17 protein-coding genes are annotated in these 17560 nt (G+C 66.6%); 8 read left to right on the forward strand and 9 right to left on the reverse strand.

The features are described 5' to 3' along the window. Together F4Y72_10875 and F4Y72_10880 are read right to left on the reverse strand one after the other, a co-directional pair. Positions 1–546: hypothetical protein (locus tag F4Y72_10875; protein ID MXZ28787.1), on the reverse strand; the 546-nt coding region annotated here is incomplete at its 3' end. Further along, a complete protein-coding gene (locus F4Y72_10880; protein ID MXZ28788.1) occupies positions 543–1826 on the reverse strand; it encodes a hypothetical protein in 1284 nt (427 codons plus the stop codon). The genes F4Y72_10880 and F4Y72_10875, both read right to left, overlap by 4 nt. On the opposite strand from F4Y72_10880, the gene F4Y72_10885 reads away from it, so the two are divergent. Continuing rightward, positions 1720–3447: an OFA family MFS transporter gene (locus F4Y72_10885; GenBank protein MXZ28789.1), complete on the forward strand. Its 1728-nt coding sequence runs from the start codon at positions 1720–1722 to the stop codon at positions 3445–3447. The two genes, F4Y72_10880 and F4Y72_10885, sit on opposite strands and share 107 nt — an antisense overlap. Positions 3448–3484: 37 nt before the next feature. Here the strand turns inward: F4Y72_10885 and F4Y72_10890 are convergent, their stop codons facing one another. Both F4Y72_10890 and F4Y72_10895 read right to left on the reverse strand, forming a co-directional pair. Further along, the gene (locus F4Y72_10890; protein ID MXZ28790.1) at positions 3485–4276 is read right to left on the reverse strand and encodes an undecaprenyl-diphosphate phosphatase; all 792 of its coding nucleotides are present in this window, start codon (positions 4274–4276) and stop codon (positions 3485–3487) included. Next, positions 4273–5466 (reverse strand): SAM-dependent methyltransferase, encoded by a 1194-nt coding sequence (locus tag F4Y72_10895; protein ID MXZ28791.1) that lies wholly within the window; start codon positions 5464–5466, stop codon positions 4273–4275. Before F4Y72_10895 ends, F4Y72_10890 begins: the two co-directional genes overlap by 4 nt. A 51-nt stretch (positions 5467–5517) precedes the next feature. Here F4Y72_10895 and F4Y72_10900 point away from each other — a divergent pair, with 51 nt between their 5' ends. Next, on the forward strand, positions 5518–6255 hold the full coding sequence (locus tag F4Y72_10900; GenBank protein ID MXZ28792.1) for a pteridine reductase: 738 nt from the start codon (positions 5518–5520) through the stop codon (positions 6253–6255). Positions 6256–6313: 58 nt separating this feature from the next. Here the strand turns inward: F4Y72_10900 and F4Y72_10905 are convergent, their stop codons facing one another. Beyond that, entirely contained in the window at positions 6314–6907 is a 594-nt protein-coding gene (locus tag F4Y72_10905; protein ID MXZ28793.1) for a hypothetical protein, read from the reverse strand. An 88-nt stretch (positions 6908–6995) separates the two neighbouring features. Further along, on the reverse strand, positions 6996–8030 hold the full coding sequence (gene tsaD / locus F4Y72_10910; GenBank protein MXZ28794.1) for a tRNA (adenosine(37)-N6)-threonylcarbamoyltransferase complex transferase subunit TsaD: 1035 nt from the start codon (positions 8028–8030) through the stop codon (positions 6996–6998). Positions 8031–8043: 13 nt separating this feature from the next. Between tsaD and F4Y72_10915 the strand changes: the two genes are divergently transcribed. The 3 genes from F4Y72_10915 to folK all read left to right on the forward strand — a co-directional run bounded on the left by F4Y72_10915 (position 8044) and on the right by folK (position 9304). Then, complete coding sequence (locus F4Y72_10915) at positions 8044–8379, forward strand: toxin-antitoxin system HicB family antitoxin (GenBank protein ID MXZ28795.1); 336 nt, start codon at positions 8044–8046, stop codon at positions 8377–8379. 62 nt (positions 8380–8441) lie between these two features. Then, the gene (gene folB, locus F4Y72_10920) at positions 8442–8813 is read left to right on the forward strand and encodes a dihydroneopterin aldolase (protein ID MXZ28796.1); all 372 of its coding nucleotides are present in this window, start codon (positions 8442–8444) and stop codon (positions 8811–8813) included. Continuing rightward, positions 8810–9304 (forward strand): 2-amino-4-hydroxy-6-hydroxymethyldihydropteridine diphosphokinase, encoded by a 495-nt coding sequence (gene folK, locus F4Y72_10925; GenBank protein ID MXZ28797.1) that lies wholly within the window; start codon positions 8810–8812, stop codon positions 9302–9304. The genes folB and folK overlap by 4 nt, the downstream gene beginning before the upstream one ends. On the opposite strand, the gene F4Y72_10930 is transcribed toward folK, so the two are convergent. The 3 genes from F4Y72_10930 to F4Y72_10940 are packed head-to-tail and all read right to left on the reverse strand — an operon-like array spanning position 9301 to position 13019. Continuing rightward, positions 9301–10203 (reverse strand): aldo/keto reductase, encoded by a 903-nt coding sequence (locus tag F4Y72_10930; protein MXZ28798.1) that lies wholly within the window; start codon positions 10201–10203, stop codon positions 9301–9303. The two genes, folK and F4Y72_10930, sit on opposite strands and share 4 nt — an antisense overlap. A gap of 38 nt (positions 10204–10241) precedes the next feature. Beyond that, entirely contained in the window at positions 10242–11453 is a 1212-nt protein-coding gene (locus F4Y72_10935; protein MXZ28799.1) for a multifunctional CCA addition/repair protein, read from the reverse strand. Between the two features lie 33 nt (positions 11454–11486). Beyond that, entirely contained in the window at positions 11487–13019 is a 1533-nt protein-coding gene (locus tag F4Y72_10940; protein ID MXZ28800.1) for a Do family serine endopeptidase, read from the reverse strand. A 171-nt stretch (positions 13020–13190) separates the two neighbouring features. Between F4Y72_10940 and F4Y72_10945 the strand changes: the two genes are divergently transcribed. Genes F4Y72_10945 through hldE form a run of 3 tightly spaced genes read left to right on the forward strand, consistent with a single transcriptional unit; the run spans position 13191 to position 17556 of the window. Further along, positions 13191–15341 carry an adenosylcobalamin-dependent ribonucleoside-diphosphate reductase gene (locus F4Y72_10945; GenBank protein ID MXZ28801.1) on the forward strand — a complete coding sequence of 717 codons (2151 nt, stop codon included), beginning with the start codon at positions 13191–13193 and terminating at the stop codon, positions 15339–15341. A 3-nt stretch (positions 15342–15344) separates the two neighbouring features. Then, positions 15345–16118, forward strand: a complete 774-nt coding sequence (locus F4Y72_10950) for an NrdJb (protein MXZ28802.1) — start codon at positions 15345–15347, stop codon at positions 16116–16118. A gap of 25 nt (positions 16119–16143) precedes the next feature. After that, positions 16144–17556, forward strand: a complete 1413-nt coding sequence (hldE, locus tag F4Y72_10955) for a bifunctional D-glycero-beta-D-manno-heptose-7-phosphate kinase/D-glycero-beta-D-manno-heptose 1-phosphate adenylyltransferase HldE (GenBank protein ID MXZ28803.1) — start codon at positions 16144–16146, stop codon at positions 17554–17556. Positions 17557–17560: the final 4 nt, after the last annotated feature.

Genomic DNA, 17560 nt, shown 5'->3' on the forward strand with positions numbered 1-17560 from the left:
GGAGTCCATGAAGCCTGGGGCGGCCTTCTCGACTTCGTCGAACAGGCGGACTTCCTCGGCGGCGGCGTCGGCCGTGTTGTCGGCTACGTATTCCCAGTCCGAGTCGGCGAACTTCGCCTCTTCCTCGGCCAGAGTCGAATGGCGGCTGGCCGAGAGGATGTTGAGAAACACGTCCAGGAAGCGCCGCGCCTCGTCCTCGAAGCCCTCGCGCTCGCTGGCGCCGCGGGCCCTCAGCGCGTCGCGCGCCAGGACCAGGCCGGCCAGGGACTGCTCGCTGGCGGCCAGGCGAAATTTCAGCTTGTCCAGCTTGTCGCGGAACACGACGTCATCGGACCCGGCGTGCGGATTCAGACGTTCCCACAGCCGGTGGTCCTGGGCGTGCAGGCGGTCCAGAGCGTGCTTGAGGTAGTCCGAGCAGGCCAGGTATACGGGCACCGGGTTGTCCGCGGCCGCCGCGCCGTCCAGCGCCGCGCCCAGCGTTCGGCGGACCATCGACATCCGCATGCGCTCCTGGCGCACGCGCTCGTGTGAAGCGGTGATGTTCATAAACTCTGGCCTCCTTCGGGCATCGTGCAGACCTGCACGCGGGTGGCGGTGATCGATCCCAGCAGCAGCTTGTCCTGGTAACGGGCGGCGACGCTGCCGGCCGAATGCATGCGCCCGGAGTCGGCCGCGACCAGCTCCAGCCCGCTGCCGTCGGGATTGAGACGATAGAAGCGGCTGGGCGCCGGGTAGTCCTTGTCGCCGAAGTGCCGTCCCAGCGCCATGCCGTTGGGGTGTTCCGCGACCCACAGCTTGCCGTCGGCGTCCACGTCGATATTGTCCGGGAACCCAGGCATGGCCACGCGCGTCTCTTCGGTCAGCCGTCCATCGGTGTCCGCCGTCATGATCTTCAGCCGTTTGCCCTGGGTCTCGGAGATGATGAAGCGGCCGTCGGCGTAGCCGATCCCGGCGCCGCCGGCAAGCTTGTCGGCCGCCACGCGCATGACCTGGCCGTCGTAATAGACGGCCCTGGCCAGTCCGGCGCCGAACAGGAACTCCTGTATGCGCTGGAAATTATTGGCCGCGCCGGTGTCGTTGACCGCGATGAACTGCTCCGCGCCGACGGCCTGGATGTCGTTGGGGCTGTTCATGAGCGGGCTGCGCACGGTGCGCACGTGGTGCAGCAGCCCGTCGTCGCGCAGTTCGAATATTTCCACGGCTTCAGGGCCCTCGCCGCGTTCGCGCGGGTGATTGATCACGAACAGGCGCGTGTTGCCGGCGGCGTCCTGATGCAGGCTCATGCCGTGCGGGTGCAGGTGCGAGGGCACATCCGCCAGCGGCAGGAACTGGCCGACGGGATCGGCATTCAGGTCCAGCGCCATGATGACGCCACGGATGCTGCGGTTGGAAAGCAGCGCGCGCCGGTCGAGCACCGACAGGTAGGCGACGCCGCGCATGCGGTCGATCACGATGTCCTCGGCGCTGCCCGGCAGAGAAATCGCCTCGCAGGCCCAGGGCAGCTCGTCGTCCACGCTGGTGAAGGCGTTCATTCGCGCCATGGAACTCACGCCGGCCAGCAGCAGGAGTCCGAGGATGGCGCCTATCGCGATCAGGAATTTCTTCATGCCGCCGAGTATAAGCAATAGCGTGCCCGTGCACGGAAAGGCCGCCAGGCCGCCGATGCTGGACATGCACCCGCGCGAAGGCGACACTGTAGCGGATGAGCATGGCCTCCTCATGAGCCGCCGCGCCGTAGCGTTCCTGCTCAAGGATCGCATCACCGCCTCACCCGGATTCAATCGTTGGTGGATTCCGCTGATTTCCGTGGCTCTGCATCTTTGCATCGGGTCGGTCTACTCGTGGAGCATCTTCAACCCCGCGCTGACCAGGGAACTCGGCGTCGCGGCAAGCAGCGCCGACGACTGGAGCATCACCGTGATCGTGGGCGTGTTCTCCACCGCCATCGTCTTCCTGGGTCTGAGCACGGCGGTGGCAGGCAAGTGGCTGGAGGATGTGGGTCCGCGCTGCGCCGGCGTATGCGCTGCCGGTCTGTGGGGCATGGGATTTGTAATCGGCGGCGTCGGCATAGAACTGCACGAACTGTGGCTGTTGTATCTGGGGTACGGGGTGTTCGGCGGCGCTGGCCTGGGACTGGGCTACATCTCGCCCGTTTCGACGCTGATACGCTGGTTTCCGGACCGGCGCGGATTGTCGACCGGTCTGGCCATCATGGGTTTCGGCGGCGGTGCGATCATCGCCGCGCCGCTCAAGAAGTTCCTGCTCCAGACCTTCCACGAGGCTCCGCGGTATCTCGGCGCGACGGAAGCGGTCGAACTGGTCACCGAAGGAGGCAGGCAATTCGCCGAGGTGGCCGGCGAATGGCTCGAAGTGGTCGTGGCGGCGCCGGCCGACGTGTCGAGGATGATCGTTCCCGGTCCGGAAGGCGTCTATGTCGTCGGTACTGGGAGTACGGGCGCGGCCTTGACTTTCTTCACGCTGGGGCTGGTCTATTTCTGCATCATGCTGGCCGCCGCCTTCTCGTTCCGCCTGCCCCCCAAGGGATGGAAGCCCGCCGGGTGGGATGAAGACGCGGCCAGGGCCGCGGGCAAGCCGGGCAGCGGCTGGCGAGGCATGCCCAGCAGCACCTACGTGCCCGTCCAAAGGGCGCATCGAACACCGCAGTTCTATCTGATCTGGATCATGCTGTGCTTCAACGTCACGGCCGGGATCGGCGTAATCGGCGTGGCGGAGACGATGATGGTCGACATCTTCGGGCGGACCTTGCCTCACGTGGTGACCCCGGCCTTCGCGGTGACATACGTATTGATGATCAGTGTCTTCAACATGGGCGGGCGGCTCGCGTGGGCGACGGCTTCCGACTACATCGGGCGACGGAACACCTACCACTGCTTCTTCGCGCTCGGCGCGGTTCTGTACTGTTCGGTACCGCTTATCGCAAATGCCGGAAGCATCAGCGCGAACGCGGGCTGGCTGGTGGCGTTTTACGCCGTAACGATGGTGGCCTTCACGATGTACGGCGGCGGGTTCGCCACGCTTCCCGCCTATCTCGCCGATGTCTTCGGGACCCGGCATGTAGGTGCGATACATGGCCGCTTGCTCACGGCCTGGAGCGTCGCGGGCGCGCTGGGCCCACTGCTCATCACCCAGCTGCGCAAGTTCTCGCTGGAACAGGCGATCCGCTCGCTGGCGGCCAGGGTCGATCCGGCGGCGTTCGAGGCGCACTTCGGAGCGCCCATGAGCAATCTCAATGAACTGGTGGCGGCCAACACCGTAACCATCAGCAGGCTCATGGAAATCGTGCCGGCGGGCACTGCGGACCCAACGCCGAGCATCTATAACCTCACGATGTACGTCATGGGAGCGCTGCTGGCAATCGCCCTCGTCGCCAACATGCGAATGCGCCCGGTAGCGGAGCGGTTCGTCACGCGCGTCGCGGGCGACTGAAACCGCGCCCGGCATAGGATCCTCGAAGACTCCAGCGTTACAGCAGGATCACGGCGGAGAGCGCCAGGCGGTAGAGCGCGAAAGGCCACAGGCCCCAGCGTGTCACGAGGCGCAGCAGCAGGCCCATGCACAGGAAGGCGGCCACGCCCGCCACGGCCATGCCCAGCGCCAGCGCGCCCCAGTCGGCGGCGGCCGGCGCCGCGCTCAGGTTCACCGTCTCCAGGGCGGCGGCCGCCAGGATCACGGGGATCGCCAGCAGGAAGGACAGGCGGGCCGCGGCCGGACGCGCCATGCCCAGGACCCGGGCGGCGGTGATGGTCACGCCGGAGCGCGACGCGCCGGGGATCAGGGCCAATGCCTGGCCGCAGCCGATCCAAAGCGCCTGCTTCCAGCCGATCTCGCGCACCTGCGTCAGGTATTGCGGGCGCCGGTCCGCCCACACCATCAGGACCGCGAACAGCGCGCCGGCCACAGCGATCAGACGCGGCTCGCGGAACGATGCCTCCACGGTGTCGTGCAGCAACAGCCCGAGCGCGCCGATCGGCAGCGTCGCCAGCACGATCATCAGGCCCAGGCGCGCTGCCGGCCCGAGCGCGGCGCGATACAGAAGCCAGGCCCGCCATTCGCCCAGGATCGCGGCGATTTCACGGCGCGAGAATGCGATCACGGCGATCAGGCTGCCGAAGTGCACGGCGATATCGAAGGCGATGCCCTGATCCTCCCAGCCCAGCCAGGCCGGCACCAGGATCAGGTGCGCCGAACTCGATATCGGCAGGAACTCGGTGACGCCCTGCAGCAGCGCCAGCAGTACGATCTGCCAGAAGCTCATGCGCCGGCCGCCTCGGCCGCCGGTTCCGGATCGTGCGCCGGTTCCGGATCGTGCGCCGGATTGAGCGACGCGAGCAGGTCGCGTTCGCCGAACCCGCTCGGGGCCTTGATCCCTCCCGTGGCCAGTCCCAGGAACTTGAACGCCTCGCCCATGCCTCCCGGCAGCATCAGCCGGCGCAGCGCCGCGGCGTCCTCCGGAACGGGCGGCGATCCGGCCATTTCGAGAATATTGGCCGCCATCAGGAACTGGGCCTGATTGGAGAAACCCACGGCCTCAAGTCCCGCCGCTTCCGCGCTACGCCTGACTGCCGTGAAATCCACCCAGGCGGTAATGTCTTCCTGCCCCGGCTGCCGGAACGGGTTGTCGTGCCAATACTGTCCGGAGTGGCAGCCCAGCGTTCCCTGGTTGCGCTCGGCCAGGTACAACTCATGCCGGGGCAGCCCATAATCGGCCAGCAGCACCAGGCCGGCTTCCAGCGACTGGGCCAGTTCGCCCATGAATTCGTCCATATTCATTCGAATCTCGGAACAGTAACCCTCCGGCAGGATCCAGGGCAGTTCCGCCTGCAACCCGTCAAGCGCCTGCGCCAGCGCGGCGTCGGCGCGCCGGTCTTCCCAGCCCAGCCCGTTCTCCCCGCCCAGGCTCACGCCGCGCTCCAGCCAGGCGTCCCGGTCGCGCCGGAAACACTTGCAGGGCAGGGCGTCCAGCACTTCGTTGGCGAGAATCACGCCCCGGATGCGTTCGTGCGTGAGCCGGTCCACCCATTCAAGGCGTTTGACAAGATCCGGGTGCGAGCCTGCCAGGCGCTGCCGCTGCACGGCGCGCAGACCGGGCGCCGGCTCGACCAGCAGATAGCGTTGCGGCAGCTTGCCGGCTTCCTTGAGTTCGCCCAGCACGACTTCGGCCAGCCGGCCGCTGCCGGGCCCCAACTCCACGATGTCGCCGCCTGAGCAGGCGGCCAGGACTTCGGCGCACTGGCCCGCGACGGCGCGTCCGAACAGCGCCGAGGTTTCCGCCGCCGTGTCGAAGTCACCCCCTTCGCCGAACCGGGCCCTTCCGGCGCTGTAATAGCCCTCTTGGGGGTGGTACAGCGCGAGTTCCATGTAGCGGTCGAACGCGAGCCAGCCGCCCGCTTCGGTAATCGCGGTCTGGATGTGCCCGGGCGGGGCCTGCAATGGGGCTGTTTTCATCGCGGCTTCATATAATGCCGCCTCCGGGCAGCAAAGGGCGGCAGTTGGGCGATGACGAAGGCGAAAGTCGCACTGGTTACCGGCGGCGCCAGGCGCGTGGGCGCGGCGACTGCCGAAGAGTTGCACAGCGCCGGGTTCACGCTGGCGGTGCACTGCAATCGCTCGCGCGCCGACGCCGACGAACTGGTGGAACGGCTCAACGAACGCCGCTCCGAATCGGCTTTCACACTGCAGGGCGACCTGCTCGAAGAAGGCGCCTGCGAACGGCTGGCGCAGGACGTGCTGCAGCGCGCCGGGCGTCTCGATTGCCTGGTGAACAATGCCTCGACGTTCTATCCCACCGCGGTGGGAGAGATCACGGAGGACGATTGGCAAAGCCTGGTGGGCAGTAACCTGAAGGCCCCGGTGTTCCTGTCGCAGGCGCTGGCCCCGGCGCTCAGGGAGTCACGGGGCGTGATCGTGAACATGGTGGACATCCATGCCCGCATTCCCTTGCGCGGATACCCGGTGTACAGCGCCGCAAAGGCGGGGCTCGCGGCCCTGACGCTCAGCCTGGCCGGCGAACTGGCGCCGGAAGTGCGCGTCAACGGCATCGCGCCGGGCATGGTCATGTGGGCCGATCCGCCGCCGCCGGAGAATGTGAAGAAGGCGATCCTCTCGAAGACCCCGCTCGGACGGGCCGGCGAGCCGCGCGACGTGGCGCGGCTGGTGCGTTTCGTGGTCTGCGACGCGCCCTTCGTGACCGGCCAGATCATCGCCGTGGACGGCGGTCGCAGCATCGGCTGGTAGCGCACGCCGGGAGCGAGAGCGTCCCGCCCTCGCATCAAGGCGGCCGACAACTACTCGCTTACGGAATTCGATATACCAGCAACTTGCTGAGCAGCTCGCCGACTGCGAGGGCGGCAACGAAGAAGACGGCGCCGCGCAAGCCCTTCATGTTGCCGGTGATCGAAAAGGCATTCCACATCAAGACGATCGTCCAGACGGCGCAGGCCAGCAAGACCAGGGCGCCGACCAACATGCCCGGTAGCAGTGAAGCCAGGTCCCCCTCCATGAGAATGGCGGAATAAGAGAGCGAGTCACGAATCCACGGAATTGTGCAGATCGACGCGGCGAGCACCAGCGGCGCGCGCGCGAGCGCCAGCGTTCCGGCGACGTCCAGAAGACGTACGCTGCTGCCTCCGCCGAACAGTTTTGCGAACAGCGCGCTGACCGCGACAATGGAGATCCAGTTGATCAGGCCTTCCACAATCGGCACATGGGTGGGGACGTTCCCCACGATATGCATATCAAGCAGGCCATCGAATCGAATACCCGCTGCAGCAGCCGCAATGCCCGCCAGGAAAATGCCGGCGAGCCCTGCGGCGAGAGAACCCCAACCGGCAATACGGACGAACGGATTAAACAACCACCGAGCCAGCGTCATTTCCTGTTGCAACATCGGCCTGGTCTCCTTCTTCGGTTACTTTCGCGGAACGTGGGATAGGTTACGCGATAGCGATTGGCCACTTCCGTGAGGTCGCCGCCGCTCAGGCGGGAGAGAAGGGCGTTACTTCGTTTATGTTCCAGCGGGGGCGCGCATCGGGCTGCGCCGCACCGGGAGCGCCGCCGGCCAGACGCAGGCAGCCGGTGAGTGCGATCATGGCGCCGTTGTCGGTGCAATATTCCACGCGCGGGTAATAGAGGCGCACGCCGGACTCACCGCAAAAGGACTTCAATTCCGACCGCAGGCGGCGGTTCGCGCCGACGCCACCCGCCACTACGAGGCTGCCGTATCCGGTCTCATTCAGCGCTCGCGTCGTGCGGTCGAGAAGCGAATCGACGATAGCCTTCTCCAGTGCCAGGGCCAGCGAGGCTCGGTCGGTTTCTTCGAGCGGCTTGTCGGCGGTCAGGTCGCGCACCTTGTACAGGAGCGCGGTCTTGAGTCCGGAGAAGCTGAAGTTGAGGTCCTTGCGGCCCCGCATCGGCGTCGGCAGCGTGAAGCGGCCCGGCTTGCCCTTCTCGGCCAGCCGGGCGATTTCCGGGCCGCCCGGATAGCCCAGACCCAGGATTTTGGCGCCCTTGTCGAAGGCCTCGCCGGCCGCGTCGTCCAGAGATTCCCCCAGCACGCGGTAATCGCCATAGCCCCGCACATCCACCAGCAGGCTGTGGCCGCCGGAAACCAGCAGCGCCAGGTACGGAAACTCCGGCGAATCGCCTTCCAGCAGCGGCGCGAGCAGATGCGCTTCCATGTGGTGCACGCCGATAAGCGGAACGCCCAGGGCGCGCGCCAGTCCGCCGCTGAATACGAGTCCCGCCAGCAGCGCGCCGATCAGGCCGGGCCCCGCTGTGCAGGCGACCCCATTCAGGTCCGACTTGCGCAAGCCTGCGTCGTCGAGGGTCGCCTTCACCAGTGTCGCAAGGCGCTTGAGATGATCGCGCGAGGCCAGTTCCGGCACCACGCCGCCGAATTCCGCGTGCTGCGCGGCCTGGCTATACAATCGGTGCGCCAACAGACCCCGGCTGGCCTCGTAAATCGCCACGCCAGTCTCATCGCAACTCGTTTCAATCCCCAGTACCCGCATCGGAGACAGTTTAATGAAGATTGACGAATTTCTGATCCACGTGAGTCCGATTCCGGGTGATGAAGGAGGGGGCTACATGGTCACCGTTCCGGATCTTCCCGGTTGCTTTGCCGACGGCGACACGATAGAAGAGGCGATAGAAGAAGCGCGAGACGCCTTCACGGCGTGGACGATGGCGGAAACAGAGGATAAGGGATCGGTCCCTCCGCCGAAGTCCTACAGCGGTCAGTTCGTGCAGCGAATTCCCAAGACTTTGCACTTGCGGCTGGCTCAGCGGGCGGCCAGCGAAGGCGTGAGCCTGAACCAACTTGCCACGACCTTCCTTGCTCAGGGACTTGCCCGACGATAGCTTGGGCAAATTCACCGAGCAAAGCAGCCCTGGCCGTCCCCAAGTCCTCGTAGGCAAGGAAAATGACTGACAGAATCATCATTCGGGACTTGCGCGTGCGTGCGATCGTGGGAGTCAATCGCTGGGAGAAGGCTGCGCCGCAGGTGGTGGGAGTGGACCTTGAGATCGGAGCCGACGTGGCGAAGGCGGCGGAAGCCGACGAGATCGCCGCAACGGTGGATTACAAGCGCGTGTCACGCGACATTGCGGCGCTGGCCGAAAGCCGCAGCTACGAACTGATCGAGACCATGGCGGAGGCCATCGCGTCGCTGGTCCTGGGCGAGCACGGAGCGCAATGGGTGCGCGTAACGGCCCGCAAGCCGTTCGCGCTGCGCAATGCGCGCGACGTGGGTGTGGTGATTGAACGGGGCGATCTAAAGCGCGAGGACGAGTGAGCGCGGCCGTTCGCGTATTCGTCAGTGCGGGCAGCAACATCGAACCGCGCGCCAACCTGGAAGCGGCCTGTGCGGCGCTGAAGGACCACTATCCGGACCTGGGACTCTCGCCGTTGTACGAGAGTCCGGCGGAAGGCTTCAGCGGCCCGCCGTTTCTCAACCTGGTCTTGAGCTTCCGAACGGAAGAAACGCCGGAGGAAATACTGGAAGCGCTTGCGCAACAGGAGGCGCTGGCCGGCCGCGACCGGTCCGGCGGCAAGTTCGCCTCACGCACCCTGGACCTCGACCTGCTCCTCTACGGGGACCGCGTGGACGAAGCGCTCAAACTGCCGCACCCCGACATCGAACGCTACGCCTTTGTCCTGAAACCGCTGGCGGACCTGGCGCCCCACCTCCGCCACCCGGTCTCCGGCGTCTCCATCGCGGAGCTCTGGCAATCCTTCTCCGGTCCCCGCCACCTCCGTGAAGTCGACGGGCTGATCGAGAGTTAGATCCAGGCGGCGATGGCCTCGCGTTGGGCGGCGTCGGGGAGTGGGCCCAGGGCGGCGCCGAGGTTGTCGACCATGTGCTTGACCTTGGTGGTGGCCGGGATGACGCAGGTCACGGCCGGGTGGCCCAGGATCCACTTGAGGAACAACTGCGCCGGGCTGTCGCAGCCCAGTTCCGCGGCAACGGGGGGCAGGTCCTTGCCGCTCGCGGACCGGAACAGCGCGCCGCGCACGAACGGACGGTTCACCATGACGGCCATGCCGCGCTCCTGCGCCAGCGGCAGCAGCCGCTGTTCGGCTTCGCGCTCGCCCAGGCTGTAGTTGAGCTGCACGAAGTCCCAGTCGGCCGCCTGCATCACGCGCTCGAAGTCCGCGAACTGCCGCGGGTTCGAGGTGGTGATGCCCAGGTAGCGGAACTTGCCGGCCGCCTGCATTTCGAGCATGGACTCAAGATGGACCTCCCAGTCCACCAGGTTGTGGACCTGCATCAGGTCGATCCGGTCCACCCCCATCTTGTCCATCGATTCCTGCATCTGCCTGACGCCGGACTCGCGCCCCTCGGTCCAGACCTTGGTGGCGCAGAACATCGTTTCATTGCCGGCCGCCAACGGCAGCAACTCGCCCAGATGCGTTTCGGAATTGCCGTACATCGGCGAGGTGTCCACCAGCGTGCCGCCCGCGAACAGCGCTTCCAGCACTTCCACCAGCGCGGCGCGCTGATCCTCGCCGCTGACGCTGTTGAAAACGCGCGAAGTGCCCAGGCCCACGGGCGGCAGGGCTTCGCCGCTGGCAGGGATGTGGTGCATGCGGACGTCCGCGGCGCCGATCGGCGGCAGGCTGAGCGCCAGGCCGGTTGCGCCAGCGCCTATGAGTGCGTCTCTGCGGGTGATTTTCGATCTCATTACTCCTTTCCTCCCTTGCTTGGCCAGCAAGCGTTGTTTTAGCTGTCCGCGATGGCGGCGATGCGGCGGCGCCGTAATTCCTCGCCCAGGCGGGCGCCATCGTAGCCCTCGTCGGCCAATTTCGCACCGGACACGACGCCGGCGGCGGCAAAGGCGCGGCGGAAAACGTCCGCGGCGGGATAGGCGTCCTCGGTCATCCCCAGGCGGCCGCGGTAGTCCGCCTCGCAGGCCACCAGGAAATCCTCCAGCAGGCTGTCGGCCCGAAATGCGCCCAGCGATTCCAGCACCTTGAGCTTCGTTTCGGGACGCAGTTCGTCGGCGCGGTGGCAGACCCCGTGGTAGCGCGCGACCTTCTCCGCCAGCGTGCGGAACCGCTTCGGCGCGCCCAGCCGTTCGCACATTTCGCCGACCAGCCGCACGCTGGCCGCCTCGTGCCCGCTGTGCCGCGGCCAGTATTGTTCGGGCGTTACGCCCTTGCCGAGATCGTGGGTCAGCGCCGCAAACCGCACTTCGACCTTGTCCGAGAACCGGGCTGCCTGCTCGAGGACCATCATCACGTGCACGCCGGTGTCGATCTCCGGGTGCCAGCGTTTCGGCTGCGGCACGCCCCAGAGGCGGTCGATCTCGGGGAAGATCACCTTCAGTGCCCCGCATTCGCGCAACACTTCGAAGAACCGCTGCGGGGCGTCCTCGTCCAATGCCCGAACCGTCTCCTGCCAGACCCGCTCGGGCACCAGCGCCGCCGCCTCGCCCTGCGCCACCATCTCCCGCATCAGCGCCATCGTTTCCGGGGCGATCCCGAAACCCTGGCCATCGAAGCGGGCCGCGAATCGGGCGACGCGCAGGATCCGCACCGGATCTTCGCGAAACGCGGGCGATACGTGTCGCAGCACCTTCTCCGCGAGGTCGCGCTCGCCGCCGTAGGGGTCCACAAGGCGCCCGGCGTCGTCCCCGGCCATCGCGTTGATGGTCAGATCGCGCCGCATCAGGTCTTCCTCCAGCGTGACCTCGGGGCCGAAGTCGACCTCGAAGCCCCGGTAACCGGGGGCGGTCTTGGTTTCGCGCCGCGCCAGCGCGTATTCCTCCTGCGTCTCGGGATGCAGGAACACGGGAAACGATCGTCCGACTTCCTTGTAACCCTGTTTGAGGAGTTCATCGGCGGTGGCCCCCACCACCACCCAGTCGCGCTCGCGCACCTCAAGCCCGAGGAGCCGGTCCCGTACCGCGCCCCCTACCAGGTATGTCTTCATGGGCTCGTCCGCCGTCTGGGCGGCGGTAATCGGCTAGCCCCGCACCGTGATGACGACCCTGCGGTTGCCGCGGGCGATGTGGAGTACCAGCAACGACCGGTCTTCGGCCGCCGCCTTCATCTGCTCCACGTTGCGCACGTCGGTGCGGTTGACCCGGAAGATCACGTCCTCGGCCTGAATGCCGCTGTTCTCGGCGGCGCTGCCGGGCGCGATGGAATCCACCAGGACTCCGCGGTGGCCGCCTTCCTCGCCATTGACCAGCGTGGCGCCGGCCAGCGCCGGGTGGACCTCGTCGCCGCTGGAGGTCACCATGCCGCCCAGGGTGGCCTGCACCAGCTTCAGCTCGCCGTCGCTGCCAACGATCTGCAGCGTGAGCTCTTCGCCGACGGAACGCAGGCCGACGGTATTGACCAGGTCGCTGCTGCCCTCGATCTCCTTGTCGTCCACCATGACGATCACGTCGCCCGGTTCGATTCCGGCTTCATCCGCGGCGGAGTCCGGAATGACCTCGGTGACGAAAGCGCCGACGGACGAAGCAAGGTCCAGCGCCTGGGCCACGTCCTCGCTCACGTTCTGCACGCTTACGCCCAGCCGCCCGCGCCGGATTTCGCCGAACTCCACCAACTGGCGCATGATCTCGCGCGCGATCGAGGTCGGAATGGCAAAGCCGATGCCGATGTTGCCGCCGGAGCGCGACAGGATGTTGGAAGGAATGCCGACCAGTTCGCCGCGCATGTTCACCAGCGCCCCGCCGGAGTTGCCGGGATTGATCGACGCGTCGGTCTGGATGAAGTCCTCGATGGGGCTCGGCGCTGCCTCATTGCGGACCCGCGGGATGGATCTGCCCAGGGCGCTGACGATGCCGGAGGTCACGGTGTGGGTCAGCCCGAAGGGATTGCCGATGGCCACCACGAAGTCGCCCACCTGCACCGCGTCGGAATCGCCCAGCGGCATCTGGGTCAGGTCGTCGGCCTCTTCCAGTTCGAGCACGGCCACGTCGGTGCCCGCATCCGATCCCACCACCACGGCGGAGACGGACCGCCCGTCGCTCAGGGTCACTTCGATCTCGGACGCGTTCTGGATCACATGATGGTTGGTTAGCACCAGCCTGCGTTCGGCGTCCACGATGACGCCAGAACCCGTGGGCTGCGGCCGTGGCTCCTGCGGCTGTGGCTCCTGCGGGCGCCGCGGGCCGAAGAAGCGCTCGAAGAAGGGGTCGCCCTGGAAGGGGTTGCGGAGACTACTCCTTGGAGGGCGGGCGATGGCGATGCTCACGACCGCCGGCTTGGTGGCCTCGACCAGCGGCGCGAGGCTGGGAAAGGGCTGCCCGTCCAGTTCCAGCGGCAGCGAAGCCTGCGCCGCGCTCTCCTGGGCGTACGATGGCGTCGGCGCGCCGCCGCCAGGCAGGACGCCCGCGCCGGCAAGGACCACCGCCAGCGCCGATAGTCCGATCAGTAACCTGCGTCTCATCTTCCTGTTCCGTGTATCAATAGATTGCATTGGCGAAGTATCCCAATTGATGCGCATATGCCGCAAACAGTCGCGCCGCGTCGGCGGCCCGCCCATCGGAAAGCGGCGATTTCATTGTAATCCAGAGCGGCTGTTGCAATTGCCTTTCGCGGGGGTTAAAAATTCGCTCAAGTCAGCGCTGCAATAACGCTGAATCAAGGGGATAGCGCACGCGACTTTCCGGCTTCCGCAGTCAGGGAACGGAAAGCGGAGAATATGGGGGAGTCTATGGGGCAACCGGTCAAGCTGGCAAATATCAGCGATGACAGAGAGGAGATTTCCTTACAGCCAGCCTCCCTCGACATCTGGGATTCCAAATACCGGTTAAAGACCAAGAAAGGCGAAGTCCTCGACGAAGACGTTCACGCCACCCACGCCCGGGTGGCCCGCACCCTGGCCGAAGTGGAGCCCGAGGACATCCGCGAGAAGTGGTTCGAGTCCTTTCTCTGGGCCCTTGGCCATGGCGCGGTCCCCGCCGGCAGGATCGTTTCCAACGCCGGCGCCCAGGAGCACAAGCCCGCCACGTCCACGATCAACTGCACGGTGTCGGGCACCGTGCGCGACTCGATGAACGGCATCCTGGAGATGGCGCACGAAGCCGGGCTGACGCTCAAGGCCGGCTGCGGCATCGGCTACGAGTTCTCCACCCTGCGTCCGCGCGGGGCCTACGTGGCCGGCGCCGGCGCCTACACCTCGGGGCCGCTGTCGTTCATGGACATCTACGACAAGGTCTGCTTTACGGTGTCGTCCGCGGGCGGACGCCGCGGCGCGCAGATGGGCACCTTCGACGTCGGCCATCCCGACGTCAAGGAGTTCATCACCGCCAAGCGCGAGGACGGGCGCCTGAGGCAGTTCAACCTGTCGCTGATGATCACCGACGAGTTCATGCAGGCCGTCGAGGCCGAGGGCGAATGGATATTGGCCTTCCCGCTGGATCCGCTGGAGGCCGAGGAGGACGAAGTCGATCTGGCCGACGGCGAAACCGTCGTCTGGCGCGACTGGCCGGTAACGGAAGGCTATATCACGGACAGGGAAGGGCGGGTGGCCTGCAAGGTCTATGGAACCCTGCCGGCCCGGGAACTGTTCGATCTCATCATGCAGTCCACCTACGACTTCGCCGAGCCCGGCTTCATCCTGATCGACCGCGTCAACGAGATGAACAACAACTGGTACGTGGAGAACATCCGCGCCACCAACCCCTGCGGCGAGCAGCCGCTGCCGCCGTACGGGGCCTGCCTTCTGGGTTCCGTGAACCTGACCCGCTTCGTGCGCGAACCGTTCACGAAGAGGGCCTGGTTCGACTGGGACGAGTTCAACGCGGTGGTGGCGATCTTCACCCGCATGCTCGACAACGTAGTGGAGATCAATGGCCTGCCGCTCGACACCCAGGTCAGCGAAATCCTGCGCAAGCGGCGCCACGGCATGGGCTTTCTCGGACTGGGATCGACGCTGACCATGCTGCGCATCCGCTACGGCAGCGAAGATTCCACCGAATTCACCGAGCGGGTGGCGCGCGAACTGGCCGTGACCGGATGGCGCGTGGGCCTGGAGCTGGCGCGCGAGAAGGGTCCGGCGCCGATCATGGACGAGCAGTTCGAGGTGACGCCGCAGATGCTGCGCCGCCGTCCCGAAATGGTCGAAGACGGCGTCAAGGCCGGCGATAAGCTGCCCGGCAAGGTGCTGATGGCGCGCTACAGCCGCTACATGCAGCGCGTGGCCGGCGAGGACCCCGAACTGGTCGCGGCCATCGCCGCGGACGGAGCGCGCTTTACCCACCATTCGTCGATCGCGCCCACCGGCACCATATCGCTGTCGCTGGGCAATAACGCTAGCAACGGCATCGAGCCCAGCTTCGCCCATCACTATTTCCGCAACGTGATCCGGGAAGGACGCAAGACCAAGGAGAAGGTGCCCGTTTACTCGTACGAGCTGCTGGCCTACCGCGAGCGGATCAATCCCGACGCCGGACCCGAAGCCGAGGGCGACCAGGCCTTGCCCGATTACTTCGTTACCGCCGACGACGTATCGCCGTCGGAACACGTCGCCATCCAGGGCGCGGCGCAGAGATGGGTCGATTCGTCCATCTCCAAGACGGCCAACGTGCCGTCGGACTACCCCTACGATCGGTTCAAGGACATCTACATCGAGGCCTGGAAGAGCGGCCTGAAAGGCTGCACCACCTTCCGCTTCAATCCCACCGCCTTCCAGGGCGTGCTGGTCAAGGAAAAGGACCTGAAGAACACCTTCTACGTCTTCCAGCTCGAAGACGGCAGCGAGGTCAGGTTGGCCGGCGACGAGGAAGTCGAATACGACGGCCAGGTGCATACCGCCGCCAATCTCTTTGACGCACTCAAGGAAGGCTACTACGGGAAATTCTGAACAATGACTGATACGGCCAGGAAAATCGCCGGCAAGATCGTCGGCTACCGCGTCGAGCAACCCGACGCTGGGGAAGCGTCCGCCGCCGAACAGCCCGCCGCCGCTCCGGCAGCGCCCGCGCAGCCCGAGCCGCCCAGGGCGCCTGCCGCGCGCCTGCCGCTCAGCGCCAGCGAGGACGGCAAGGTGGTGCGCATGCACGAGGGCCTGGAGCGCCCGGAGCGCCTGGAAGGCACAACCTACAAGGTCAAGACCCCGGTGTCCGATCACGCCATGTACGTGACCATCAACGACATCATATTGAACGAGGGCACGGCCGACGAGCGCCGGCGGCCGTTCGAGATCTTCATCAATTCGAAGAACCTCGATCACTACCAGTGGATCGTGGCGCTGACCCGGGTCATGTCGGCCGTTTTCCGCAAGGGCGGCGACGTGGCCTTCCTGGTGGACGAGCTCAAGGCCGTGTTCGATCCGCGCGGCGGCTACTGGCAACCCGGCGGCGTCTACATGCCGTCGATCATTGCCGAGCTGGGCTGCGTGGTGGGCGATCACCTGGAGCGGATCGGGTTCCTCGGCGAACACTCGCTGGACCCGGCCGAGCGCCGCGCGCTGGAAGTCAAGCGGCAGGACTTCGAGGACGCCCAGCGCCAGGAGGACGCCTTCGCCCGGAACTCCTTCCCCGCCGGCGCGCAGCTTTGCGGGCGCTGCCACACCGCGGCCGTCGTGATGATGGACGGCTGCCTGACCTGCCTCAATTGCGGCGATTCGAAGTGTAATTGACCGCACTACGGCCGGTGTTGCCGTGATTCCCGACTACTCGAATGCGCACATCCTGGTGGCGGGAGACGTCATGCTCGACGAGTACTGGCTGGGAACGGCCACGCGCATTTCGCCCGAAGCGCCGGCGCCCGTGGTGCGGGTCGAAAGCCGCGAATACCGTCCGGGCGGCGCGGCCAACGTGGCCTGCAACCTGGCCGGGCTGGGCGCACAAGTGACGCTGCTGGGGATAGTCGGCAAGGACGACGAGGCGGAGGCGCTGGACGCCGCGATGCAAGGCGCCGGCGTGACCTGCGAATGGCTGCATTCGGAGACTCGCCCGACGGTCCGCAAGCTTCGGGTCCTGAGCCGCAATCAGCAGGTCATCCGGCTGGACCGCGAAACGCCGTTCAGCGCCGATGACGCCTCCCGCCTGATGGTGCGCTATGCCGAATTGCTGGACGGGTGTTCTGTGGTCGTGCTGTCCGACTATGCCAAGGGCAGTCTGGCCGACGCCGGCACGCTGATCGGGGCCGCGCGGGCCGCCGGTACGCCGGTACTGGTGGATCCCAAGTCCACCGATTTCGGAACCTATCGCGGGGCCAGCCTGCTGACGCCGAACCGCGCCGAGTTCGAGGCGGCCCTGGGCGGATCGGGGGAGACGCCGGAGGAGATGGCCTCGCGGGCGCAGCGGGTGTGCTCGCTGCTCGAGATCGGCAGCATGGTGGTTACGCTGGGCGAACAGGGCCTGCTGGCAGCGCCCGCCGCCGGGCCTACCCGTCACATGCCCGCGCGCACCAGGGAGGTTTACGACGTCACCGGCGCCGGCGACACCGTGACGGCGGTGCTGGCCGCCGGTCTCGCGGTCGGCGCGGAACTGGAGGATTCGGCGCACCTGGCCAATGTTGCCGCCGGCGTGGTGGTGCGCCGCGTGGGCGTGGCGCCGATTCGTCTGCGCGACCTCGCCGAAGAGCTTCGCGAGCCGGCCGCGGCCGAATCCGCAATCATCGATGCCGCACAGGCCGCGGCCATCGGCCGGCGGCTGCGCGACTCGGGCAGGACCCTGGTCATGACCAACGGCTGCTTCGACCTGCTGCACGCCGGTCATACCGCCTGCCTGGCCGAAGCGCGCGCGCTGGGCGACCGTCTGATGGTCGCGGTCAACGACGATGAATCGGTGCGCAGGCTTAAAGGCGGATCGCGCCCGCTCGTGCCTCTCGATCAGCGCATGGCGGTGCTGGCCGCGCTGGGCAGCGTGGACTGGGTCGTGCCCTTCGGCGAAGACACGCCGGCCGCGCTGATCAAGGAGGTCGGCCCGCTCGTGCTGGCCAAGGGCGGCGACTACAAGCCCGAAGAAATCGCCGGCGCCGATGCCGTAAAGCACCTCGGCGGCCGCATCGCCATCCTCCGCTACCACGACGGCCTCTCCACCTCCCGCCTCCTCGATCGCATCTCCGAATAACGTT

The sequence above is a fragment of the Gammaproteobacteria bacterium genome (genome assembly GCA_009838035.1).
Classification (GTDB): domain Bacteria; phylum Pseudomonadota; class Gammaproteobacteria; order Steroidobacterales; family Foliamicaceae; genus Foliamicus.